The organism is Streptomyces sp. Wb2n-11, from assembly GCF_001049855.1.
Classification (GTDB): domain Bacteria; phylum Actinomycetota; class Actinomycetes; order Streptomycetales; family Streptomycetaceae; genus Streptomyces; species Streptomyces altiplanensis.
The window spans coordinates 6739048-6763042 of record NZ_CVPB01000001.1; the positions used below are offsets into that span (position 1 = coordinate 6739048).

Annotated in this window: 21 protein-coding genes, 1 pseudogene and 1 riboswitch; of the genes and pseudogenes, 14 read left to right on the forward strand and 8 right to left on the reverse strand. The window is 72.2% G+C overall.

All coding sequences use genetic code 11. From position 1 onward, the window contains the following. Positions 1-366 precede the first annotated feature (366 nt). The 4 genes from secD to BN1555_RS30845 all read right to left on the reverse strand — a co-directional run bounded on the left by secD (position 367) and on the right by BN1555_RS30845 (position 4794). Positions 367-2616, reverse strand: a complete 2250-nt coding sequence (secD, locus tag BN1555_RS30830) for a protein translocase subunit SecD (RefSeq protein ID WP_255306272.1) — start codon at positions 2614-2616, stop codon at positions 367-369. 63 nt (positions 2617-2679) lie between these two features. Then, positions 2680-3090: a hypothetical protein gene (locus BN1555_RS30835; RefSeq protein ID WP_093802425.1), complete on the reverse strand. Its 411-nt coding sequence runs from the start codon at positions 3088-3090 to the stop codon at positions 2680-2682. Positions 3091-3173: 83 nt separating this feature from the next. Continuing rightward, positions 3174-3836, reverse strand: a complete 663-nt coding sequence (locus tag BN1555_RS30840; protein ID WP_093802426.1) for a response regulator — start codon at positions 3834-3836, stop codon at positions 3174-3176. Beyond that, the gene (locus tag BN1555_RS30845; RefSeq protein ID WP_093802428.1) at positions 3829-4794 is read right to left on the reverse strand and encodes a HAMP domain-containing sensor histidine kinase; all 966 of its coding nucleotides are present in this window, start codon (positions 4792-4794) and stop codon (positions 3829-3831) included. The genes BN1555_RS30840 and BN1555_RS30845 overlap by 8 nt, the downstream gene beginning before the upstream one ends. 391 nt (positions 4795-5185) lie before the next feature. Here BN1555_RS30845 and BN1555_RS30850 point away from each other — a divergent pair, with 391 nt between their 5' ends. The 4 genes from BN1555_RS30850 (at position 5186) to BN1555_RS30865 (ending at position 9159) form a co-directional block, all read left to right on the forward strand. Then, entirely contained in the window at positions 5186-5512 is a 327-nt protein-coding gene (locus BN1555_RS30850; protein ID WP_093802429.1) for a TraR/DksA C4-type zinc finger protein, read from the forward strand. Positions 5513-5573: 61 nt separating this feature from the next. Continuing rightward, positions 5574-5945: a TraR/DksA family transcriptional regulator gene (locus tag BN1555_RS30855; protein ID WP_093802430.1), complete on the forward strand. Its 372-nt coding sequence runs from the start codon at positions 5574-5576 to the stop codon at positions 5943-5945. Beyond that, a complete protein-coding gene (locus BN1555_RS30860; protein WP_255306273.1) occupies positions 5942-6769 on the forward strand; it encodes a rod shape-determining protein in 828 nt (275 codons plus the stop codon). Before BN1555_RS30855 ends, BN1555_RS30860 begins: the two co-directional genes overlap by 4 nt. Before the next feature lie 620 nt (positions 6770-7389). Further along, positions 7390-9159, forward strand: coding sequence for an ABC transporter ATP-binding protein (locus tag BN1555_RS30865; RefSeq protein ID WP_093802432.1), 1770 nt, complete (start codon positions 7390-7392; stop codon positions 9157-9159). Positions 9160-9467: 308 nt separating this feature from the next. On the opposite strand, the gene BN1555_RS30870 is transcribed toward BN1555_RS30865, so the two are convergent. Then, positions 9468-10289 (reverse strand): hypothetical protein, encoded by an 822-nt coding sequence (locus BN1555_RS30870; RefSeq protein WP_369689003.1) that lies wholly within the window; start codon positions 10287-10289, stop codon positions 9468-9470. A gap of 531 nt (positions 10290-10820) precedes the next feature. Beyond that, positions 10821-10968, forward strand: a riboswitch (cobalamin riboswitch). Positions 10969-11113: 145 nt separating this feature from the next. Between BN1555_RS30870 and BN1555_RS30875 the strand changes: the two genes are divergently transcribed. The 3 genes from BN1555_RS30875 to BN1555_RS30885 are packed head-to-tail and all read left to right on the forward strand — an operon-like array spanning position 11114 to position 14004. Continuing rightward, positions 11114-12181, forward strand: a complete 1068-nt coding sequence (locus BN1555_RS30875; RefSeq protein ID WP_176710315.1) for a FecCD family ABC transporter permease — start codon at positions 11114-11116, stop codon at positions 12179-12181. Beyond that, positions 12181-12966: an ABC transporter ATP-binding protein gene (locus BN1555_RS30880; protein ID WP_093802435.1), complete on the forward strand. Its 786-nt coding sequence runs from the start codon at positions 12181-12183 to the stop codon at positions 12964-12966. The genes BN1555_RS30875 and BN1555_RS30880 overlap by 1 nt, the downstream gene beginning before the upstream one ends. A gap of 15 nt (positions 12967-12981) precedes the next feature. Further along, positions 12982-14004, forward strand: a complete 1023-nt coding sequence (locus BN1555_RS30885; RefSeq protein WP_093802437.1) for an ABC transporter substrate-binding protein — start codon at positions 12982-12984, stop codon at positions 14002-14004. 106 nt (positions 14005-14110) lie between these two features. Here the strand turns inward: BN1555_RS30885 and BN1555_RS30890 are convergent, their stop codons facing one another. Beyond that, the gene (locus BN1555_RS30890; protein WP_093802438.1) at positions 14111-14362 is read right to left on the reverse strand and encodes a hypothetical protein; all 252 of its coding nucleotides are present in this window, start codon (positions 14360-14362) and stop codon (positions 14111-14113) included. A 21-nt stretch (positions 14363-14383) separates the two neighbouring features. Here BN1555_RS30890 and BN1555_RS30895 point away from each other — a divergent pair, with 21 nt between their 5' ends. Then, positions 14384-15028 carry an SMI1/KNR4 family protein gene (locus tag BN1555_RS30895; RefSeq protein ID WP_093802440.1) on the forward strand — a complete coding sequence of 215 codons (645 nt, stop codon included), beginning with the start codon at positions 14384-14386 and terminating at the stop codon, positions 15026-15028. Positions 15029-15269: 241 nt separating this feature from the next. On the opposite strand, the pseudogene BN1555_RS30900 reads toward BN1555_RS30895, so the two are convergent. After that, a pseudogene (locus tag BN1555_RS30900) lies at positions 15270-15614 on the reverse strand (MFS transporter); the annotation flags it as partial. 260 nt (positions 15615-15874) lie between these two features. After that, positions 15875-16960 (reverse strand): alpha/beta hydrolase family protein, encoded by a 1086-nt coding sequence (locus BN1555_RS30905; protein ID WP_093802441.1) that lies wholly within the window; start codon positions 16958-16960, stop codon positions 15875-15877. A gap of 115 nt (positions 16961-17075) precedes the next feature. Here BN1555_RS30905 and BN1555_RS30910 point away from each other — a divergent pair, with 115 nt between their 5' ends. The 6 genes from BN1555_RS30910 (at position 17076) to BN1555_RS30935 (ending at position 23975) form a co-directional block, all read left to right on the forward strand. Continuing rightward, positions 17076-17720, forward strand: a complete 645-nt coding sequence (locus BN1555_RS30910) for a GNAT family N-acetyltransferase (RefSeq protein ID WP_093802442.1) — start codon at positions 17076-17078, stop codon at positions 17718-17720. Continuing rightward, complete coding sequence (locus tag BN1555_RS30915) at positions 17717-18592, forward strand: PaaX family transcriptional regulator C-terminal domain-containing protein (RefSeq protein WP_093802443.1); 876 nt, start codon at positions 17717-17719, stop codon at positions 18590-18592. The genes BN1555_RS30910 and BN1555_RS30915 overlap by 4 nt, the downstream gene beginning before the upstream one ends. Positions 18593-19058: 466 nt before the next feature. Continuing rightward, on the forward strand, positions 19059-20612 hold the full coding sequence (locus tag BN1555_RS30920; protein ID WP_093802444.1) for an ABC transporter substrate-binding protein: 1554 nt from the start codon (positions 19059-19061) through the stop codon (positions 20610-20612). Then, positions 20612-21577, forward strand: coding sequence for an ABC transporter permease (locus BN1555_RS30925; protein ID WP_093802445.1), 966 nt, complete (start codon positions 20612-20614; stop codon positions 21575-21577). Before BN1555_RS30920 ends, BN1555_RS30925 begins: the two co-directional genes overlap by 1 nt. Then, positions 21574-22383 carry an ABC transporter permease gene (locus BN1555_RS30930; RefSeq protein ID WP_093802447.1) on the forward strand — a complete coding sequence of 270 codons (810 nt, stop codon included), beginning with the start codon at positions 21574-21576 and terminating at the stop codon, positions 22381-22383. The genes BN1555_RS30925 and BN1555_RS30930 overlap by 4 nt, the downstream gene beginning before the upstream one ends. After that, a complete protein-coding gene (locus BN1555_RS30935; RefSeq protein WP_093802448.1) occupies positions 22380-23975 on the forward strand; it encodes an ABC transporter ATP-binding protein in 1596 nt (531 codons plus the stop codon). Before BN1555_RS30930 ends, BN1555_RS30935 begins: the two co-directional genes overlap by 4 nt. The last annotated feature ends 20 nt before the right edge of the window (positions 23976-23995 follow it).

Consider the following 23995-nt stretch of genomic DNA (forward strand, 5'->3'; position numbering starts at 1 on the left):
TCGAAACGCACGCTCGAAAGCAGGCCTCAACGGGCCCTTCCCGGCGGCCACCTTGAGCAGTCGGGCTTCTTCCCGCTGTCCTGATGGTTGGTCACGGCCCAGTGGCAGCACCGGGCATGCGTATGTCTTCGGCAGTAGTGCATGAGTTTTACTGATCGATAATGAGAGTAAGGGGTATGGCCGACAGCGCGGAAACACACCCCCCTCGCTGCGACGCGCCCGTACCGCACTGACCGTCGCGGGTGCCGATGCCCTGGTCGCGCCGGCCCCGCCGCTCGCGGGCCGCCCGTTCCCCCGCGGGGCCCCGCTCCCGGCGGGGCGTGGTGCCCGGCCGGGAGCGGGCCGCTTCCGCGCTCCTGCCGCCGATCAGGGGTTGCCGGGCGGCCGGGTGCCGCGAGCGTGGAGCCCGACGGCCAGGGGCGCCGCGGTGAACATCGAGGAGTAGGTGCCGACGACGATGCCGATGAGCAGGGCCAGGGCGAAGTCGGTCAGGGAGTCCCCGCCCAGCAGGGTGAGAGCGGACAGGATGAACACCGCTCCCATACCGGTGTTGATGGTGCGCGGAACCGTCTGCAGGATCGCGGTGTTCGTGACCTTGGCGAAGGGGGACTTGCGGTCGCGCGCCCACAGTTCCCGGATGCGGTCGAAGACGACGACGGAGTCGTTGACCGAGTAGCCGATGACGGTGAGCAGGGCGGCAAGGAACACTCCGTCGATGGGCTTGCCGAGCCAGGCGAAGACGCCGATGAGGATGAGAGCGTCGTGTGCCATGGCGGCGACCGCCGCCGTGCCGAAGGTCCAGCGGAAACGGACGGCGAGATAGAGCAGCTGGGCGGCCAGGGCCGCGGCGAGGGCGATGACGGCGCCACGGCGCAGCTCTTCGCCGAGGCTGGGACCGATCAGCTCGTCCCGGACTTTCTCCGCGGTGCCCGCGAGGCCCCCGACCGTCTCGGTGATCCGGACCTCCTGGGCGTTCGACAGCTGATCGGTGCGCACGGTGAGCGTGTTGTCCCCGGATGCCTGGACGACCGCGCGGGGGAAGCCGGCGTCGGCCAGGGCGTCGCGGGCACGGTCGGCCGGCACGGGTGCCGCGGTGGAGTATTCGATGAGCCTGCCGCCGGTGAACTCCACGCCGAAGTCGAGCCCCCGGACCGCGATGCCTGAGGCGGCCAGGACGAGGGCCGCGGCGGAAAGGGCGAGCCAGCGGCGCCGGTGGCGCATCAGGTCCGGACCGCGGCGGCTGAGCCGGTCGCGCACATGGCCGGCTCCGGCGATGCCGGTGAGGCGGGGCCGTCGTCGTACGGGGCCGCGGGCGACGGTGAAGTCGGCGAGGACCCGGGTGACCACCAGGGCGCTGAGCATGGAGGCGAGGACACCGATGCCCAGGGTGACGCCGAAACCGCGGACGGGTCCGGAGGCCAGGAAGAACAGCAGGCCGGCGGCGATCAGGGTGGTGATGTTGGAATCGGCGATGGCGCTGAAGGCGTTGCGGAACCCAGCCCTCAGAGCGGAGCGCAGACTCGGGCGGCGGCGGGCGGCGTACTCCTCGCGGGCCCGCTCGAAAACGAGCACGTTGGCGTCGACCGCCATGCCGATGGCCAGGACGAACCCGGCGAGCCCGGGCAGGGTCAGGGTGGCGCCCAGAGCGGCGAGTGCGGCGTAGGAGATCAGTCCGTAGCAGCCCAGGGCCAGGACGGCCAGTGTGCCCATGAGCCGGTAGACGGCGATGAGGAACAACGAGGTCAGCACGGTGCCGATGACGGCGGCCTGGGTGCTGGCCCGGATGGCCTCGGCCCCCAGGGTGGGGCCGACGGTGCGCTGCTCGACGATCTCGACCGGTACCGGCAGGGCCCCGCCGTTGATGAGCAGGGCCAGTTCCTTGGCCTCTTCCACGCTGAAGGAGCCGGTGATCTGAGTCGATCCGCCGGTGATGCCGGTACGGCAGTGCACGGAGGGGTCGACCTGCGGCGAGGAGATGACCTTGTCGTCCAGGACGATGGCGACGCGGCGCGCGGGATCACCGGCCGGGGCGCAGGCCGCCGTGCCGGTCAGCTCGGCCCAGCGGTCCGCGCCCGCGTCCTTGAAGTCGACACCGACGAACCAGCCGGCGAGGTCCTGCCGGCCGATCCCGGCTTCGGCGCTGTCGACGTCCGCTCCGGTCAGCTCGGACGGGCCGAGGTGCAGGGGCTGCCCTTCCTCGTCGGGCAGGACCTGTTCCTTCGGGCGCTTGGGAAGCGGCTTGGGCGCCTCCTGGCCGGGCTCGGCGGTGCCGAGCACGGGGTGGAAGGTGAGCTGGGCGGTACGGCCGAGGACGTCGGCGGCTTCCTTCGGGTCCTGGACACCGGGCAGTTCGACGATGATCCGGTCGTCGCCGGAACGGGCGATGGTGGGCTCCGCGACGCCGAGCGCGTCGACGCGGCGGCGCAGTACCTCCATGGTGCGGTCGGTGGCCGTCGTGTCGGCCTCGGCGGTGGGGGAGTCGCGGGTTTCCAGCACGATCTGGGTGCCGCCGCGCAGGTCGAGGCCGAGGCGGGCCGGAACGGTCGCGGCGATGTAGAGCGACAGGGCTACAACAGCGAGGGCGAGAAACGCCCGTACACGCATGGTGCGCGTCAAGAGTGCCTCCAGCAGGCATACCGCAGCCGCCACGGGCGGTGCGGAAGAAGACAAGGGGGAATGTCAGGTGCCTGCGGGAGGCGGCGGTGCCCGCCCGGTGTGACGCGTGGTGTGCTCAGGAGGTGCCGTCTCCGGCGCGGGCCGCAGGGGTGCGCCCGGCTCGGGCCGCGGCGGCGCGGGACACGAGGGGAGGGGGGTGCTGCCGGGCGGCGGAGCGTGCCGCTCGCCCGGGGTGTCCCGGCAGACCCGTGCGGGCGTGCCGCAGAGGACGGTGGCGCACGGATCGTCGGCGTGCGTGCCGCCGCCGTCCGAGGCCGCGGCCGCCCGCGGGGCCGGTGCGCTCTGCGACGGTGGCGCAAAGGTGCCGAGAACGGTGAGGAGCCCGGTGAGAGCGAGCAGTACGGTCAACAGCCCGAGTGCGGCTGCCTGGTGCGGACGGCCGCTGCGGGGGGCGGCGCGGCGGAGCTGGGCCATGCGCGCCTCCTCCTCGGCGGCTCGGGTCGCTCACGGCCCGGCGCGGGGCGTGAGCGGCTGTTCTCCAGTCGGTACGGGCGGGGTCAGGGCTCGATCAGGCCGGCCCGGATGGCGTAGCGGGTCAGTGCCAGGCGGTCACGCAGACCGAGCTTGTGCAGCAGGTTCGCCCGGTGGCGCTGGACGGTTTTGACGCTGATGAACAGCGTCTCGGCGATCCCCTTGGAGGAGTGGCCCTCGGCGACGAGCTTGAGGATCTCTTCCTCGCGGGCGGTGAGGATCCGGTCCGGGACCTCCTCGCCGCCCCGGGCCCGGTCGAGGTAGTTGCGGATGAGGGCGGTGACGGCGCCCGGATAGAGGAACGACTCGCCGCGCATCGCCGCCCGGCACGCGTCGACCAGGTCGCGGTCGGCGACGGACTTCAGGACGTATCCGCAGGCTCCGGCCTTGAGCGCCTCGAAGAAGTACTGCTCGTTGTCGTACATCGTCAGCATGAGGATGCGCAGGTCGGGCCGGAGCGCGGACAGCTCCCGTGCGGCCTGCAGCCCCGTCATGCGCGGCATGGCGACGTCCAGGACGGCCAGATCGACGGTGTGGGCGCGTGCCATGGCGATGGCCTCCGCGCCGTCACCCGCCTCGGCGACGACCTCGAGGTCGGGTTCGCCGTCGAGGATGAGCCGCACGCCGCGGCGGACCAGGGCGTGGTCGTCGGCGAGCAGGATCCGGATCGGAGCTTCCTTGTCAGGCATGTCCTGCGTCCTTCATTGCGGCGGCGGGTACGGACAGGGACACGCGCGTGCCCTTCCCGGCGCCCGAAGCGATGTCGAGTGCGGCGCCGACGAGCAGGGCACGTTCGCGCATCCCGCGCATCCCGGCGCCTTCCCGGAAGATCCCGCTCCCATGACCGTCGTCACTGATGCACAACACCACCGAGGCGGCGCTTCGTCGCAGGCTCAGCTCGACCCGTTCCGCCTCGGCGTGGCGGGCGACGTTGGTCAGCCCCTCCTGCGCCACCCGGTAGAGCACCAGTTCCGCCTGCGGGTCCAGCGACGGCAGGGGCGAGTCGAAGTGACGTGTGACCCGCAGACCGGTGTGGGTCGCGAAATCGGTGGTCAGAGCTGTCAGCGCACTGATCAGACCGAGGTCTTCCAGGACTCCGGGGCGCAGTCTGCGCGCGAGCCGGCGCACTTCGTCCAGACTCTCGCGCGTGATCTCCTGTGCCTGCTGCAGCTCGGGGCGCAGCGAGTCGGGGGCCCGGTTCGCGGCTCGCTTCAAGCCGAGCAGGACGGCGGTCATGCTCTGCCCGACCTCGTCGTGCAACTCCTGGGCGATGCGCCGCCGTTCGGATTCCTGGGCGGACAGGGCACGGGCACTGCTCAGGGCGCGTTCGGCTTCCAGCCGGTCCAGCATGGCGTTGAAGGTGCGGATCAACTCGGCCACCCCGCCGTGCCCGGCCACCGGCAGCCGCTGCCCCGGGCGCAGCAGGTCCACCCTGGTCATCAGCCGGGTGAGCCGGTCCAGCGGGGTCAGTCCGATCCGCAGCAGGGCGGCGTTGGCGACCAGCATGACGGCCAGGCCGCCGACCAGGATCACGGCCTCGGTGAGCAGCACCGGCACCGAGACGGTCACCGGCGCCCACAGCAGCAGCGCCGTGGCCGCGCCCAGGACAAGGGCATTGAGTCCGAAAATCCGCCAGAACAGGGACACAGCGGGTTGAGCCTCCTTGATCGTACTGTCCCCACCACTATCGGCTACGACTGGACAGGGCCCGCGCCGGGCGACCGGCTCGTGGCAGGCGGCCCCATGCCGCCCCTGACGACCAGCCTGCCCGCAGCCCGGGGCCCGGGTCGAGGGGATGGCCCAGCCATCTGCGCCCCGCGGCCGGGCGCGCTGCCCCCGGCCGCATACATCCTCAAGCCCCCCGCAAATGGGTACCGCGGCCGATGGCCTTCCGCGGGCGGGCCGACCAGGGTGGGGGCCAAGAACCCCGGAGCCGGCTCGTCGCCATGGCCGCGCAGTCGTGGCACGCGCCCCGCCGGCCCGCCCGCCCCCGAACGCGCCCCGCGGACACCACCGCCGTCGACAAGGACCGGACCCCATGCCGCTCGACACCGCCCGACCCGAATCCCGCCCGGAACGCCTCACCGCCCACGAGGCCCGCCAGCGACTTGAGCACGAGCGCGACTCGCGGCTCGTACAGCTCAAGGCGATCGAAGAGGCCGGGCGGGAGGCGGACGACCATCCCATGGCCGTGCAGAAGGACTCCCTGCAGCGCGTACTGAAAGACATCGGCGCCGCCTTCGGCCGCGTCGACGACGGCACCTACGGAACCTGTCAGGAATGCGCCCAGCCCATCCCGGTCGAACGGCTGGAGATCCTGCCGTACGCGCGCTGCTGCGTCGGGTGCCAGCGCCGCTCCGCCTGACAACGGCCGTCAGCGGCAAGTGGATCGCTCTCGTGTTCCGCTCCTGGGGAGGCGTGAAGAAGTGAAGAACCAGGTCATCGGCGTCGACGGTGCGGGCCTCAGCCCCGCCGACCTCGCCGCGTTGCGCGAGAGCCTGCAGGAGCAGCGGCTCTTCCGCCGGGAGCAGTTGCAGCAGATCGGAGCAGCCGCGCAGACGCGTACGGACCGGATACGCGGGCGGCAGGCCCCCGCACAGATCGAGGTCCACATCAAACTCGCCGCCTCCGCCCGCATGGTCCTGGCCGATGTGGAAGCCGCGTTGGAGCGGATGGACCGGGGCCAGTACGGCAGGTGCCACCTGTGCACGCAGCCCATCGCTCCGGACCGCCTGAGGATCGTGCCGCAAGCCCGCTACTGCGCCCGCTGCCAGCAGGTCAAAGAGGCGGGACGGTGACCGCCGTGCGCCCCGGTTTCACGTCCACCCGCCACTTCCCGAGGGCAACCCGGCCGGTGTGCCGGCTGTGCCCGGGTATCGCACTCGACCTGGGCAGCGCCCGCACCAGGGCCTGGATGCGGGGCCGCGGGATCATCCTCGACACACCCACCGTGACCTTTCCGGGCACCGGCGCCTCCTCCCCCATCCAGCGCGGCGCCATCGTCGACCCCGAGGGCACCGCCCGGATGCTGGAACGCCTCCTGGCCCGCCACATCCCCGCCTCCGGCCGCCCTCTGATCGTCCTGACCACACCCGTCCTGGGCGGCGTCGCCTACCGCAAGGCAGCGCGCACCGCGCTGGACGTACTCAGGCCACGCACCATCCTGACCATTCCCAGTGCCCCGGCCGTCGCACTGGGCGCCGGCAAAGACATGACCCGTCCCCTGCTCATCGTGGACATCGGCGCCCACCTCACCGAGGTATTCCTCCTCGACGACGGCGCCGTCGCCGACGCCCACAGCATCGCCCTGGGCACCGACGACCTCGACCGCACGGCCACCCACCGCGATGTCACCGAAGCGGTGACCGCGAAGGTCGCCGACATGCTCAGACTGGACCACACCTCCCAGACGCTCGACGCCCTCCGCAACGGAGTCCTCCTGGCCGGCGGTGGCGCCCTGCGCCCCGAATTCGCCCACCAGCTCACCGGAGAACTCCGCGTGCCCGTGCGGCCGGTTCCCGGGCCCCACAACGCCGCCCTGCGCGGTGCGGCGAAAATCCTCGAATCAGCCCACGGTCACCCTTCCGTCACGGGCCTGGCCGATCACCCGCCGAAGAGGTAGCCCACGCCGCCGGTCCACCGGCCCCCGCAGCCGTTGCCGCAGGTGGCCGCGGTCGTAGCCCTTGCCGTCGTGGAGCTCTGCGGTGCGGTGGTACGGGGCCGGGACGGGATCTCCCCGGGACGCGGGTCTCCTGGTCCTGTCGAAGGTCTTCGCGCGATGCGGCCGACGGCGCGATCGGAGGACTGGCGCTATATCGCGATACGAGTCCCAGCCGGGTCCGGTCAGGCTCGGTCAGGAAAAGGGGAGGGATCGGCGGCATTGCTCCGCAACCGTCGCCCGGGTGTGAACGACACGTCGACAGGGGCTGGGCTGACGCGTTCACGACGTTTCCGATGGCCGGGAAAAACGCGTGGACCGTCCGGACGCCGTCGCGGGACACTGCGATTCCTGGCCTTCGTACTCGCGCCGACACGTCGCCGCGAGCCGCGCGGGGCTCCGCCGTTGTGCCCGGCCTGTCGGAAGACGATCCGACCGAGGGCATCCGACCGAACCGAATCGCTCCGCGGCCAGTACCGCAACGCCGCCTCCCCGCAGACGCGTGGAGCGGGCTCGCCGCACGACCGCACAAGGTGGGGACGGGATTGCCTGAAGCGCGTGAGGAACCGCCGGGCAGGGGAGCGGTGCTCCTGGCAGTGCGTCACTACGGACGGGAGTTGGCCCGGCTCCGGTGGCTGACGGCCCCCGCGATGCTGTTGCCGGCACTGGGCAACATCGGCATCAGTTACATCGCGCCGCTGATCGTCGCGAAGCTCGTCGGCCACATCGCCGACGAGGGCGGTACCGCCCTCGGTCCGATGCTGCCTTACGTGCTCGGCTTCGCCGGAGTCCTGCTGCTCGCGGAGGCGCTGTGGCGCATCGGCCTGCACTTCCTGAACCGCCTTGACGCCCGGGGCATCGAGCACCTGTACGTGATCGGCATGGACGAGCTGTTCGCCAAGGACGCCACGTTCTTCCACGACAACTTCGCCGGCTCGCTGACCAAGCGGGTCCTGAGTTTCGCCTCCCGCTTCGAGGAGTGCGTCGACACTCTGACCTTCTCGGTCGTGGGCAGCCTCGTGCCGCTGCTGTTCGGTTCGGTCGTGCTGTGGAGTTACGAACCGCTGCTCGTCGTAGGTCTCCTGGCGATGATCGCGCTGACCGCGCTGTGCGTGACGCCCCTCATCCGGCGCCGCCAGGCACTCGTCGACCAGCGCGAGGAGGCGATCGCCCGGGTGTCGGGTCACGTCGCCGACAGCCTGATGAACATGGACACGGTCCGGGCCTTCGGCGCCGAGGAACGCGAGGCCGCCGAACACCGGTCCCGTGTCGCGGAGTCACGGCGGCTCACGTTGCAGTCCTGGGATTACGGCAACCTGCGCATCGACACGCTGGTCGCTCCGATGTCCGTGCTGACCAACGTCATGGGCCTGCTGCTCGCGGTCGCTCTCGGCGGGGGCGAGCACGGCGTGGAGGCGGTCGTGGTCGCCTTCACGTACTACACCAACGCGACGCGGATCATGTTCGAGTTCAACCAGATCTACCGCCGTCTGGAAAGCTCGATGACGGAGGCCGGGCAGTTCACCGAACTGCTGCTGACACAGCCGACCGTGCTCGACCCGGCGTCGCCGGAGCCGCTGCTGTCCAAGGCCGCCGACGTCCGCTTCGAGCAGGTGACCTTCGCCCACGCGGGGGCGAAGCCGCTCTTCGAGGGCCTCGACCTCGAGGTGGGCAGTGGCGCGAGGATCGGTCTCGTCGGCCGGTCCGGCGGTGGCAAGACCACGCTCAGCCGGCTGCTGCTGCGTATGACGGACATCGACGCCGGCCGGATCCTGATCGGCGGGCAGGACATCAGCACGCTGCGCCAGGCCGACCTGCGCAGCCTGATCGCCTACGTGCCGCAGGACCCGGCGATGTTCCACCGCACGCTGCGGGACAACATCGCGTTCGCCCGGCCGGACGCCACCGACGCCGAGATCCGCCGCGCGGCCGACGCGGCTCACGTCACGGAGTTCGCCGACGCGCTGGCGGACGGCTTCGACACCATGGTGGGCGAGCGGGGCGTCAAGCTGTCCGGCGGACAGCGGCAGCGGGTCGCCCTCGCCAGGGCGATTCTGCGCGACGCGCCGATCCTGCTGCTCGACGAGGCGACCAGCGCCCTGGACTCCGAGAGCGAAGTCCTCGTCCAGAAGGCGTTGTGGCACCTCATGGAGGGGCGGACGGCACTGGTGGTGGCGCACCGGCTCAGCACGGTCGCCACCATGGACCGACTCGTCGTCCTGGACCGCGGGCGGATCGTCGAGGAGGGCACGCACCGGCAGCTGCTCGCGGCGAACGGCGCCTACGCGAAGCTGTGGCAGCACCAGTCGGGCGGCTTCCTGGACGACGCCCCCGCGCAGGCCGGCCCGGCCTGAACCGCGCAGCCGGGGGCAGTGCGCCAGGGCGCGGACGCGTGACCTCGGGCGCCGGCGTCCGAGCGGCGTCCGGGGCGCCCGTCTGCTGCCACCGGCGGGCCCGGCGCGGCTGTCGCCGCGAAGGGCGCGTGGCCGGTGGGCTTCGGCAGGCCCGGCGCCGTAAGCGCTGGGTGAAGGCAGACGCGGACTCGGGGGACGGACGTGACGGTGCCCGTCCACCCCGCCCGGCGGACAGGAGGCACGCGGTCCCTCACCGGAGGCCGCGGCCCGCCTCCGGCACGGTCGTCGAGCCAGGGCCGGGACGGGCGTCAGCCCGGCGGGGCCTCCGACGCGCGCCAGGCGGTCGCGAGTCCTTCCAGCCATGCAGGAGGCAGTTCCGCGTGCTCCCATTCCGTCCGGAACGCTGATGGTGCGGCGGCGAGGCGTTCGAGTACGGCGATGCTCGTGGGGGAGTGGAGGAGGGAGTAGCGGCCGTGGACGGCGATGCGGCTGCGGGGCCCGTACCGCGCGTACAACTGAGCCAGCCGCTCCCGGTGGGACTCGGTGAACTGCTCCAGCCGGCCGGCGTACCCGACCCGTTCCACGATGCTCATCGTGCCGAGTACCGCGGTGAGGACCTCGTCCGACACCTCGGGATCGAGGTCCGAGACGTCACTGAACGCGAGGTAGAGCGGCGTCACGGCGACCTTCGCACGCTCTACGTCCACCCTCCCCACGGGGTGACGGCCTCGCGCGCCGTCCTGCGGGAAGCCGGACATCGCCGGGCCGATGGCACGCTCAAGGGCTCGCTCGGCGATGCGGGCGAGTTCGTCACCGACGGCCCGGGCGCCGTCGTGCCAGCCGATGCCGTACGACTCCCCCTTCTCGTCCGGGGCGCCCTTCTCCTTCTCTGCCTCGCTGTGCGCGTCTGCGATCGCGCCGGCCTCGACGAGCGCGATCAGCTCTTCGGCTTCGCTCCGGAGCATTCCCGTGCGGCCCAGGAGTTCGAAGAGGGTCTTCTTCGCGTTCATGACGCTGGTGGAGTCCAGCGGGTGCCGGTCCGTTTCGGCGGTGTTGATCGTGTCCTCCTCGTCGACCTTGGTCCGGTGCTTCCGCGGGTGTTTCAGCAGGACGTGGCTCTTCTGTCGCACTCTCCGTGTCTCGGCTGTGAGGTTTCCGGCCGGCGGCGGCCGCCGCCCGCCTCCTCAAGTCTCCACGACACGGCCGGTCGTCGCCGCGCCCAGGGCTGTTTCGGATCGTTCTGAGCCCGTACGAGCCGGGCGGAAGAGAGCGCAGACGGGCGTCCCGGGGACGGTACGGGTCCACAGACGCCGGATCACCCGGTCCCATGCGCCCCGACCGGCCGGCGGGCCCGGCTCCTGCCGTACGGCGGGGCCGGCGCACACCTCCGTGCCCCGCTCGGCCGGGCGGGGAGCATCCCCACCCCGGAGGCGCTCCGGAGGCCCGCAGCTCCCGCGCCGGCCGGCCGCGGCCCTGTGTGCGAGCCGCTCTGTCCGGGGCCGGAGAACCGTGGCGTCAGCTTGAGGCTGCCGGCCCGGTGGGCGGGCAGGCGCGCGCGGCGTGCCGGTTTTCGTCGGGGCCGGCCGCGGGCGGAAGCCGCAGACGCCGGCGCGGACCTGGCCACGCTGCGCGTGCACGACGGGGTTTGCACCGGATTCTCCCCTGGCGGGGCTCCCTTCCGTAGGCGCTAAGCTGCAAGCGCCCCGCGGGGGAAGTCCGGTCGAAGTCCGGCGCTGACCCGCAACGGTAGGCGGAGCCCGACACGTGGCCCCGTAAGCCCGATTACCCGCGGTGGTGATGGCTCCTGTCAATTCGCCGTGGACTGCGAGAGGGCGCTGCGCAGGGCGCCCGGCGTCCCGGGCCGCTCCTTTGCTCACGCAGGTGCACGGCCCGAGGCGAAAGCGAACCGCCCGTGGCCACACCCCTCGAACTCAAACCCGCCCTGCCGCCGCACCTGCCCCGCGCCGGCGCCGGCCCCGCGCCGCCCCAGCGCGTGTCACTTCCGCTCCTCCTCACCGCCCTGTGCGCCGCGCTTGTGCTCTCCATCCTCTGCGGGGCGGGCATCGGGGCGTCGGGGCTCTCCTGGGGGGAAGTGCTGCGCTATCTGTGGGCCGGACTGACAGGCGGCCTCATATCCCCCGACCAGGTCCCGGCGTACACCATCGTGTGGGAACTGCGCTTTCCGCGGGCCGTACTGGCCGCAGTCGTCGGGGCCGGCCTGTCGGCCATCGGCGTCGCCGTGCAGGCCATGGTCCGCAACGCTCTCGCCGACCCGTTCGTGCTCGGCATCTCCTCGGGCGCGGCCGTCGGCGCCAACGCCGTGCTCCTGTTCGGAGCCTTCGGCGCGCTCGGTCTCTGGGCCCTGTCCACGGCGGCCTTCCTCTCCGCGCTCCTCGCCATGACGCTGGTGTACGCCATCGCCCGCACCGCTGACGGCCTGACCCCACTGCGGCTCGTCCTGACGGGCACCGCGATGTACTACGGCTTCTCGGCCGTCACGACGTTCATGGTGTTCGCGGCCGAGCGTGGCGAGGCGGCCCGCTCCGCGATGATGTGGCTGCTCGGCAGCCTCGGCGGAGCCAACTGGGCCTCCGTACCGATCGCCGCCGGAGCCGTACTCGCCGGCCTCGCCCACCTCACCGTGTCGGCGCGCCGCCTGAACGCCCTGGCGATGGGCGACGAGACCGCGGCCGCCCTGGGGGTGGACGCGGGGAAGCTGCGCAAGGAACTCTTCCTGGTCTGCGCGGCCGTCACCGGGGCGGTGGTGGCGGTGAGCGGTGCGATCGGTTTCGTCGGACTGATGGTCCCGCACGCCGCACGGATGCTGGTCGGCGCGGACCACCGCCGGCTGCTGGCCGTCGCGCCCCTCGCGGGCGCCGTCCTGCTGATCTGGGTGGACATCCTGTCGCGCGTGGTGCTCGCGCCCGTCGAGCTGCCGGTGGGCGTACTGACCGCGGTCATCGGTGTGCCGTGCTTCGTCCTGCTGATGCGCCGCCGCTCCTACACCTTCGGAGGCGCGTGATGCGGATCGACATCGATGAACTGACGGTCGAGATCTCCGGTGCGCGGCTGGTGCGGGAGGCCACGCTGCGAGCGGCCGCCGGGCAGGTCGTCGGGCTTGTCGGGCCCAACGGCAGCGGGAAATCCACCCTGCTGCGCTGCGTCTACCGGGCCCTGCGTCCCTCGGCCGGTACAGTCCGGCTCGACGGCGCTGACCTCCACGCCCTGAGCGCGCGCGAAGGCGCCCGTCGGCTGGCCGCACTGCCCCAGGAGGTGGTCACCGAGTTCGACTTCACGGTCGCCGAAGTCGTGGCGATGGGGCGGCTGCCGCACCAGCGGTCGGTGGCCCGGACCACCGACGAGGACCGGCGGACGTGCGAGGCCGCCCTGGCGCAGGTCGGCGCCGGTCATCTCGTCGGCCGTGGCTTCCTCACCCTCTCCGGCGGTGAGAAGCAGCGGGTCCTGATCGCCCGCGCGCTCGCTCAGCAGCCTCGGGTACTGGTGCTCGACGAGCCCACCAATCACCTGGACATCGCCCAGCAGCTGGACGTGCTGGCCCTGGTGCGCGGCAGCGGGCTGACCGTGCTCACCGCACTGCACGACCTCAACCTCGCCGCACTCCACTGCGATCTGCTCCATGTCATCGACAGCGGCCGGATCGTCGCCTCCGGCGCTCCGTACGACGTGCTCACCCCCGAGCTGCTGGCCGAGGTCTTCGGCGTACGGGCACACCGCGTACCGCATCCCGAGTCCGGCGCCGTACAACTGCTCTTCGACCGTCTCCCGCCCACCCACCCCGCTTCCTGAGGAGCCACTGTCTCCATGCCGAACCCCGTACGCCCCGCCGCACTCGCCTTCGCCGCCGCCCTGTTCCTCACCGGCTGCGGCGCGCAGGTCACCTCTCAAGACGCAGAGAACAGCGGTGCCGAGGCAGGCGGCGGCCACTATCCGGTGACCGTCGAGAACTGCGGTCGGAAGAAGAGTTACGACAAGGCCCCGGAGCGTGTGGTCACCAATGACGTCGGTATCACCGAAATCATGTTCGCGCTCGGGCTCGAGGGCCACATGGCGGGCTATGTGATGCCCGACGACAAGGGCGATCTCACGTCCGTTGCCTGGAAGGACGGTTACGAGAAGACCGAGTGGCTCTCGAAGAAGACGATCAACAAGGAGCTGGTCCTCGACGCCCGCGCCGATCTGGTCTTCGCGGGCTGGAACTACGGCTTCAACGAGGGGGAGGGCTTCAGTCCCGCCGAGCTGGAGAAGGTGGGCGTCGACTCGTACCTGCTGAGCGAGTCGTGCCGCAACGGGCGGGGGAAGGCGCGCGGCGTGATGCCGCCGCTCGAAGCCCTCTACACCGATATGCGGAACCTGGGGAAGATCTTCGACATCGAGGACCGTGCCGAGGCCCTCGTCGCGGACTTCGAGAAGCAGGTGGCCGCAGCGCAGTCGAAGGCCCTGAAGGGCAGCGACCGCCCACGCGTCTTCCTCTACGACGACGGGCGGGACAAGCCGCTGACCTCGGGACTGTACGCCGGGCCGCACGACATCATCACCAGGGCGGGCGGCGATCACGTCATGAAGGACCTCAAGGACAGCTGGGCGACGGTGGGCTGGGAGACCGTGGTCGAGCGTGACCCCGAGGTGATCGTGATCAACGATTACGGGGACACCACCGCGGACCAGAAGCGGAAGTTCCTGAAGTCCTACCCGCCGCTCGCCGGCGTCTCGGCCGTCAAGAACGACCGGATCGTCGTCCTCGACTACGCGGAGCTGGTGGAAAGCCCGCGCAATCCGGCGGCCATCGCCTCACTCGCCGCGGACCTGAGGAAGCTTTCCTCGTGACCTGAGTGGTTCCGGCCGCCGGCCCGTCCCTTCACCGAGGTTCCTTCGCCGAGGACAGGGAGCCGTTGACGGCGCCGGCGCGACCGGTCCGCGGCTTCCTCATCGGCTAAGGCGACGGCCGGAGTCCGGCGGATCCGGCTTCGCCCGTGCACTCGGCCGGGATCGCGTAGTCCATGACCCGGCCGGTCTCCTCGGCCCCGGCCAGGTCCTTCAGTACGTCGGCCACGACCTTGTAGCAGTCCGGGGACGGCCTCGACGGCGGGGCGGCCATGCCCGGGGACATCGCCCACCTCACCGCCATCACACCGGGACGGAACACGGTGGTGGCCGCGGCCCACAGACCGGCGGTGCGATACAACCTCCCCCTTGCTGTGGGCGAATGTCCGAACGAAATGACGAGGCCGAGCGGGTCACTGCCGCGTGGCGGCAACTGACCGGCTGGCTGCGGGTGCACGCCCCCGTTTCGTACGCCTCCCTGCTGCCGCCTGCCGCGGAAGAAGATGTCCGCGCCGCCGGGGACCTGCTGACGCGGTACCTCGGATACGGCCTGCCGGCGGAACTGACGGCTCTGTGGCGGCTGTGCGGCGGCGTGGAGCACCAGTACATCGAGGAGAACGAGGACGAGGGCGAGGTCGGCTCCGGGAGGTTCCTGCCGGACGGGGTGCTGCTCACCCCGGCCGAGGCGGTACGCCCGAGGCTTTCCGGAAGCGACCGGCGCGACCACTGGGACGGGGCCCAGGTGGTGCCGTGGCTCACGGGGGACGAGGCCGGGCCCGAGTACGGCCAGTACGTGTCCGCGGCCGGCGCCGGCCACTGGTCGACGATGACCGGGCCGGAGGTGTCCGAGCCGCGCCACCCGTCGGCAGCCGCCTGTTTGGAGGCCGTCCACCGCACCCTGACCGTGGGGCCGGCCGACCTGACGGGTTCCGATGTTCCCGGCATCACGTGGGGCTGCCTGGTGCGGGAGGACCCGGAGCATCCGGGCCTGGACGACGCTCTCGGGCACTGGGCGCCCCTCCACTGAACGGAGTCTTCGTCCGGCCGTACTGCTCGGCTTTCCCGTTGTGCCTCGGCGTACCGGGCGTGGCCCGCGGAGCACCCGTGTGCCACGGGCGGCGCACCGAACACGCGCCCGGTGCGGGCGAGGCGGGCGAGCCCGTCCACGGCGGAGCGGGGATTCGGCATGGGTCGTCGAACGCCGCTCTCCTCGACGGCGTCCTGGACCAGGGCTCCGGTCGGGCGCCGTCGGCGCTGCTGAAGGCCCTCGGCAGACGACGCAGGGCGAAGACGCCGAGTGCGGCGTGGAGAATGCCCGCGATGACGGCAGCGGCGTGCAGGCCGGTGACGAAGGCCGACTTCGCATCGCCGGCCACGGCGGACGTGAGACCGGGACCTGCGACGTCTCGTGGAGAGTACCGGCGAGGTCAGGCCCCTGGAGCCGGAAGACCAAGGGCCGCCAGCGAGCCGAGGAGTGCGATGCCGGGGGCGTTGCCGATCTCGTTGCTGGTCTCGGCGATTGCCGCCGCGGGCCCGGCGCGCTCCGCGGGAACCGCAGCGACGGCGGTGTCGGCGGTGTCGGCGACGACGCTGAAGGAGATGCCGTAGCCGATGCGGTCCGGCCGTTGGGCGGCCCCGGCCACCGGGCGGGCGGCGACGAGCCGGGGCTCAGCTGCCCGGATGGGCCCTCGCGGCCGGCTTCGCGGGCGGCGCCTGCCGCTGGGCCGCGATGTCGTGCGCCGGACGCGGGTCCCGGCGCGGGGCCCACGCCTGCGCGGACTCGGGGGCGCAGGCGTGCGGCACGGCCGGGACGGCTGCCGGGGCGGTGGCGAAGTCCTGAGGGGCCCCGGTGATCTCCGCCGGCCGGGAACGTTCACGCGGGCGCGGGCGCGGGCGCGGGCGCGGGCGCGGGTCCGGAGCCCGGGTCCTTGAGGAACCGTCGCTGCCCGTCCAGGAATCCGTCCGCGAAGAGCGAGCGGGGGGCGAGGAGCGCGGTGAGCGTGAGCTTGAGGTCCGACCGCTCGACGGACTCCTTGAGCAGTGAATGGGTCGCGTCCGGGTAACGCGCGACCGTCAACGCACCGTCCGCGTCCAGAACCTCGCGGTAGACGCGCTCCGTGTCGGCGGTGTCCACGTTGCGGTCGTGGCCTGCGAGGGCCAGCAGCACCGGTACGCCGCGCAGGGCGCGGAGGTCCCGCGTGGCGTCCGCGGTGTAGTTCTCGGAGATGAAGTTCCAGCGGCCGGCGGTCATGCCGTTCGCGTCGCCGCCCATCGCCCTGACGTACTCCTCGAAGGTCGCGCGGCGTTCCAGCAGCCGGCGGACGGTGTCGCTTCTGTCGATCTCGGCGTTGGTGCGGGCTGCCGACGCGCCGTCGGCGCGCAGCTCGGCGAGCAGGTTGTAGCGGCCCTGCCGGAGCCAGTTGACCGCGGGCGAGACGGCGATGACGAAGCTGACGGGCGTCCTGGCGGCGACCTTCGGCAGGACCCAGCCCGCCTGGCTGGCACCCCAGAGCCCGATCCGGTCGCCGTCGATGTCCGGGCGGGCGCGCGCCCAGGCGATGGCGGCGGCCGCCTCGTCGGCCCGGTCGTCCATGGACTGGTCGAGCCAGTCGCCGGGCGCGCCCGCGACGCCGGGCTTGTCCCAGGACAGGGAGGCGTACCCGGCCTTGGCGTTCGCTTCCCACAGGGGCTTGTAACCGTCGTCGTGGGTGGCGTCGACGGGGCCGTCGCCGTGGACGTACACGACCAGACCGTGGTGCCTGCGGCCGTCCCTGGGGGTGGCCAGTACGCCGTTGAGGGTGTGCCCGCCGTGGCGGATCGAGACCCGCTGCTCGTCCATGCCGTAGGAGTTCTGCCACAGCACCACACCGACGAGGCCGGCGGTCACGAACAGGACCGTGGCGAGTGACCACGCGGCGATGCGGAGCCCGCGCCGTCGGGGCTGGATCTTCGGACACATGGGATCTGACCGCCTCTGTTCGGATTCGCGCAGCACTCAAACTATCACTGTGGGAACGGTCGTCGATGGGATGATAGCTTTGAGGCCGGGGTTACGGAACGAAGGGGGGCACGGCATGGGACGGGACGCGACGGGCGCCGGCGCGGGGGCGGTAAGAGTCCGGCGGGGCGTTCCGGCCGGAGCCGAGCGGCGGGCGGCCGAGCTGTACTGGGACGCTTTCGGCCGCAAACTCGGCCCTGCCCTGAACCCGCCGGACAAGGCGGTGTCCTTCCTCGCCGCCCACCTGAACGCCGATCGGGCGGTGTGCGCGCTCCTTGACGGGCAGCTCGTCGGCCTCGCCGGCTACCAGCTCGGCGGCCGGGCCCTCACCGGGGGATCGGCCTCCGCCGTACTGCGTGCGTACGGACACCTGCGAGGACTGCACCGGCTCCTGCTCCTCGCCCTGTTCGAACGCCGCCCGGCCCCCGACCAGCTCGTCATGGACGGCATCGCCGTGGCCCCGGCCATGCGCGGCCGCGGCGTCGGGAGCCTGCTCATCGAGGAAGTGGCCGCCGTCGCGGCGGAAGAGGGCTGCCGGGAGATCAGACTGGACGTGATCGACACCAACCCTCGCGCCAGGGCCCTGTACGGGCGGCGCGGCTTCACGGCCGTGCGGACCGAGCACACGCCCTGCCTGCGCGGGCTGCTGGGGTTCGGTGCGGTGACCACCATGTGCCGTCCTGTCGCGGCGAACGGACCGGGAGGACCGCGCACACCATGACCGACCACATCGAGATCCCCACCCGCATGCTCGTCCACGCGCTGGTCCGCGAGGACGGCACCGTCGGCGCGGACGAGCTGTACACCGTCGCCAACACCCTGGGCATGAGCGACCAGCAGGTGCGGCTGTGCGTCAAACGCCTCGTGGCCGAAGGCCGGTTCATCCACGAGGGCCGGGGCCGCAAGGCGCAGCTGCACGCGACCGCGGACACCACGCGTGCCCTCGCCCCCAACGCGGACTTCCTCCGGCACGCATTCCAGCAGGACGCCGGACTCGCGCCCTGGGACGGTGTCTGGCACCTGGCCGCCTTCGCGGTGCCCGAATCGGCGCGCACGACCCGGGACTCCCTGCGCGAGACGCTCCTCCACCTCGGCGGCGCCCCGCTCCAGGGCGGACTGTACGTCTGCGCCAACACCTGGGAGCCGTACGTCGAAGAAGCGGCCCACCGCCTCGGCGCCCACGGCGCGCTCACCCTCCTCACCACGACGGACCTGCGCAGGGGCGACACCCGGGAGCCTGCCGAACTCGCCCGCGGTCTGTGGCCCTTGCAGGAGATCGCCGATCGCTACGACCGCCTCGACCGCCTCGCCCGGCCCCGTCTCGCCCGGCTCACCGACCCTGCCGGACTCTCCCCGTCCGCGCTCCTCACCATCGCGGTGGAGCTGGCGGCCGAACTCACGCGCGCCATGGAGCCCGACCCGCTGCTGCCGCCCGAACTCCTGCCCCGGCCCTGGCCCGGCACCCGGGCCAGGGAGACCGTCGCCCGGTGCTGGGCGGCCCTGCACGAACGAGAACGCGGCGAAGCCCGCCCGGTCCTCTTCCGTCTCTACGCCGACATCACCCGAGGGGTGGCGGACCGGGCCGCGCGCTGAAGGAGCAACGGGCGCCGCGGGCAAGCCCGCCGGGCACAGGTACCGCGAGCGCACCCGCCCTCCCGGGCGGATCGCTGCGCAGAACCCGCCCGGCCCCTCCCGGGCCGCCGGCCACCTCGGAGCCGTCCGGGCCGACGGCCCTGCGCATCGCCCCGCGGCTCTCGCCGCCGTCTGCCCGGAACTGACCGAACCGGCCGCGCACGTCACCATCCCGCCGAGTCGCTGGAGCTTTTGCGACGGTCTCGAACCCGACCGGGAGGCCGTCGCGGCCGGGGCGGTGACGGCGACGGCCCCACCCAGGATCACCTCGCCCCGCGGTGAACCCGGCGGCCCCCGTGATATCTCACCCGCGTGTTCGGAAGGCGCGCATATTTGCGCAGACGGAGGTGGCGGAAAAGGAGAGAGTTCAACGGTCCCATTCCACCAGCCGGTCCGCCATCGGTGCACATCGAGGGAAGAAACAGATATGACGCAAGTCGCTGGCCTGACCTTTCGCAGCTCGCTCAAGGCGACAGCGCTCCTCGCCGTCGCCACGAGCGTGATGGGCCTCTCGGCCTGTTCCACGTCGTCGTCGGACTCGGACAGTGACAAGGCCGGCAGCAAGCCGGCGGCCGAGGTGCTCCGGGTGGCCGCCGCCGACGCCACCGACACCACGGGCCTCGACCCCCGCTCGGTGAGCGCCGGCGCCAGCTCCATCGTCGCCGCGCACGTCTTCGACTCGCTGGTGGTGCTGGAGGACGGCGAGTACAGGATGCAGCTCGCCGAGACGCTGGAGCCCAGTGCCGACGCGAGCCGCTGGACCATCAAGCTCCGCAAGGGGGCGCTCTTCCACGACGGGGAGCCCGTGCGCGCCGCCGACGTCGCCTACAGCATGCGCACCCTGGCCGCCCCGCCGAGCAACCGCGCATCGGTCTACGCCGACGTCGACACCGCCAAGATTAAGGTGGTCGACGACCGGACCCTCGAAGTACCGATGAAGCGTGCCCGCGCCGACTTCAAGGAGTCGGTGCTCGCCGTGTTCTCCGTCGTCTTCCCCGACGGTACGAAGGACTTCAGCAAGCCCGTCGGCTCCGGACCCTACCGGTACGAGAAGAGCGACGCCCGGATCGTCCGGCTCACGGCCAACACCAAGTACTGGGACGGCGCGCCGTCGATTCCCGTGCTGGAGATCAACCGCATCGCCAGCCCCGCCGCCCGCCTCGCCGCCCTCAAGGACGGACAGATCGACTACGCGGTGGGTGTCAGCGCCACCGGTGCGCAGACGGAGAAGAAGAACCCCGCGGTGAAGATCCAGCGCGGTGGCATCGCCAACTCCAACGCCCTGTCGTTCGCCATGAACCAGAAGCTCAAGCCGTTCGACGACCCGCGGGTCCGCAAGGCCGTCCGGCTGGCCGCCGACCGGCCCGCCCTGGTCTCGCACGCCCTGCTGGGCTTCGGCGCCCCCGGTGAGGACGTCGTCGGCAAGGACCTGCCCGGCTATGCCAAGGGCGTCACCGAGCGCAAGCGCGACGTCGAGCAGGCCCGCGAGCTCTTCCGCGAGGCCGGCGTCGACAAGCTGACCCTGAGGGCCGCCGACGTGGTCCCCGGGATGCTCTCCGCCGCCAAGCTGTTCGCGCAGCAGCTGGAGGAGACCGGGGTGAGGCTCACCGTGCAGGAGGTCCCCGTCGACACCTACTACGCGGACCTCAAGGGCCTGGGCACCCACCCCTTCCAGGCCTTCTACTACGTCAACCGCCCGGCCGCCCTGCACCTGGCCGCGACCACCAACCAGCAGGCCGTCTTCAACGTGACCGGCGCCGGCCCCGACCACTGGCGCAAGCTCGCCGCCGCACAGCTCGTCGTCGACGAGGCCGGCCGTGAGAAGGCGTTCGATGACCTGCAGAAGAACTTCTACGACGGCGGCGGCGACCTGGTGTGGGGCTTCCAGGAGCAGCTGGACGCCTCCCGTCCCGGCGTCGAGGGAGTACGGCTGAGTCAGTCCACGCAGCTGTTCGGCGACGCGAAGGCGACCATGAACTGATGTCCCCGCGAAGGCTGTTCTCCGCCGTGGCGCGCCGCTGCGCCGCCACTTTGCTGACGCTGCTCGTCGTGTCGATGGCGCTGTTCGCCGGCGCCTCGGTGGTGCCCGGCGACGCTGCCGCCGGCTGGCTCGGCGGCAACGCAACGGAGGAGGAGATCGCGGCTCTTCGCCACGAATGGGGCCTGGACCGCCCGCTGGCCGTCCGGTACGCCGACTGGATCACCTCGGTATTGCGGGGCGACCTCGGCACCAGCCTGACCTCCCAGAGGCCGGTGACCGAGATCGTGGCCGAACCGCTGTGGGCCACGACCCTGCTGGTGGTGATCGCGGGCACCGGGACGATGGTGCTGGCACTCGCGCTGGGGCTCGCCACGGGCCTGCGCCCCGGCGGCAGGCTGGACCGGACGCTGTCGGGGGCGAGCCTGGTGATCGTCGCGATCCCCAGCTTCGTCACGGCGAGCCTCCTCGTCCTGCTGTTCCCCGGCACGCTGGGGCTGCTGCCCGCGGTGTCCCACCCACCGCTCGGCGGCACACCGCTCGACCGGCCGGAGATCCTGGTGCTGCCCGTCGCCTCGATCGTGCTGTTCGCCGGGGCGTGGGCGGGGCGGGTCGTCCGGGCGACGGTCGTCGACGCCAACGGCGCGCCGAACGCCCGCGCGGCGCGGCTCGCCGGACTGCCGGAGTACCAGGTGGTGTGGCGGCACGTACTGCCGATGACGGTGCCCGCCAACGCCCAGATGTTCGGCTGGCTGATCAGCAGCCTGTTCGGAGGCACCGCCGTCATCGAGGTGATCTTCGACTATCCGGGGCTGTCGCGGGTCCTGCTGTCGGCCGTGCACAACCACGACATGGCCGTGCTCGAAGGCGTCGGACTGCTGCTGGCCGCGATCATCATCGTGTCGTTCATCGTCGCCGACCTGGCCGGTCTGCTGGCCAACCCGAAAGCACGGACGGGGACTTCATGACCAAGGACCTGCGCAGGGCCGCGCGGACCCTGCTCCGGATCGGTGTCGCGCTGCCCGCCGTCGTCGTGATCGCCCTCGCGATCGCGGGCCCCTGGCTGGTGGGCACCGACCCCGACCGTATCGTCGCGGCGCCGTACGCGGGGGCGGGCGACGGGCTGCTGTTCGGCGCCGACTCGGCGGGACGCGACGTCTGGGCCCGGGTGCTCACCGGCGGCCGGGCGCTCATCCTGGTGCCCGTGCTGGCGGTGCTCGTCACCACCGTGCTCGGCACCGCCGTCGGCATGGTGGCCGGCTATCTCGGCGGGGTCGTCGACGCGGTGGTCTCCCGCCTGGACGGGGCGATCCTCGCCCTGCCGCCGATCCTGGTGCTGCTGGTCCTGCTGCACGGCTGGGGCTACTCCGCCGCGGTGCTGGTCCTGGTGGTCGTGATCACCGGGGCGTCGTTCGTCTCCCGTATCGCCCGTGCCGCGACCGTGCAGGTGATGCGGCAGGGATACGTCGAACACGCCGTCGGGCTGGGGGAGAGCGTGCCGTCCGTCCTCGCCCGCGAGATCCTGCCGAACATCGTGCGCCCCATCCTCGCCGACGCCGGGACCCGGCTGGCCATTGCCGTAGCCCTCACCTCCGCCGCCGGCTTCCTCGGCTTCGGCGCGGACGAACCCAACTGGGGTGCCATGATCAGCGAGAACATCGAGGGCGTCACCCTCACTCCGTGGGCCGTGGTGGTCCCGGCCGTCTGCCTCGGCACCCTCGCGGTCGCCGCCAACCTCGGCATGGACCGGCTCGCCGCGAGGACGGACCGGTGATCCGCGTCGAGGACCTCTCCGTCGTCGACGGAGCCGGCCGGGCCGTGCTCGACGGGGTGTCGCTGGACATCGGCCCCGGGCAACGTGTCGCCGTCGTGGGCGAGTCCGGGTCCGGCAAGACGACGTTGGCGCTCAGCCTCCTGGGACAGGTCAATCCGGGGCTGCGCGTCGCCGGAGGCCGGGTCGTCGTCGGCGGTGAGAACGTCCTCGGCCTGCCCGCCGGGGCACTGCGGTCGTACCGCCGCAGGACCGTGGCGTATCTGCCGCAGGACCCGGCGTCCGCCCTGACCCCCACGCTGCGGGTGCGCGGACAACTGGCCGAACTCGCCGACGACCGCAGCGACGAGGCGCTGTTGCGCCGGCTGGCCGACGTGGGACTGCCCGCCGACCCGAAGCTGCTCGGACGCTATCCGCACCAGCTCTCCGGTGGCCAGCAGCAGCGCCTCGCCCTGGCCCGGATATCCGCGGGGGACCCCTCCGTCCTCGTCGTCGACGAACCGACCACCGGCCTGGACGCCGTCGCCCGCAACCGGGTGCTGGGGCAAGTGGGCGAGCTGGTGGCCCGGCGCGGGGCGTCCCTGCTCTTCGTCACCCACGACCTGCCCGCGGCCGGGCTGGTCGCCGACCGGCTGGTCGTCCTGCGCGGCGGGACAGTCATGGAGGAGGGGCCGCTCACCGGGGTGATGGCGGAGCCGGCCGCGCCGTACACCCGCGAATTGATCCGCGCCGTACCCGTCATCGGCGACATGCGCGGCCGGCCGCAGGACGCGACGGCCCCCTCCACAGCGGCGGAGGAAGCCCCGTCGGCCCTGCTGCGGGTCGAAGGGCTGAGCGCCGCGTACCGGCAGGGCGGCCGCAGCCGCACCGTCGTCGAGGGGGTGTCCTTCAGCCTCGGTGCGGGGGAGTGCCTGGCCCTGCTCGGGGTGTCGGGCAGCGGGAAGACCACCCTCGCCCGCTGCGTCAGCGGCTTCCACCGGCCCTCCGCCGGAACGATCACCCTCGACGGACAGCCCCTCCCCGCGGCGATCGGGGAACGCGGCACCGAGCAGCGCAGGCGGATCCAGGTCGTCCCGCAGCACTCGGTCGGCTCGCTCAATCCCCGCCGCTCCGTGGGCGCCGCCCTCACCCGTCCGCTGCGGCGCCTGCGCGGCATGAACCGGGCCGGGGCGGCCGCGGAGAGCGCGCGGCTGCTGGCCCTGGTGGGGCTGGAACAGCGCATCGCGGACCGGTACCCCGCGCAACTGTCCGGGGGCCAGTGCCAGCGCGTCGCCATCGCCCGTGCGCTCGCCGCCGATCCGGACGTGCTGATCTGCGACGAGATGACCTCCAGCCTGGACACGCGGGTCCAGGCGGCGGTCCTGGACCTCGTCAACCGGCTGCGCCTCGAACTGCGGCTCGCCGTCATCGTCATCACCCACGACCTGGGGGTGCTGGCCAGGACCGCCGACCGGGTACTGGCGCTGCACGAGGGCGTCGTCTGCGAGGAGGGCCCGGTGGCGAAGGTGCTCGGGGCACCCGAGCACGCGTGGACGCGGTCCCTCGTGGAGGCGTCGCGCACCACCGTCGCGGAGACCCTCAGACCTTCTCGCTGATGCTCAATCCGGGACAGATC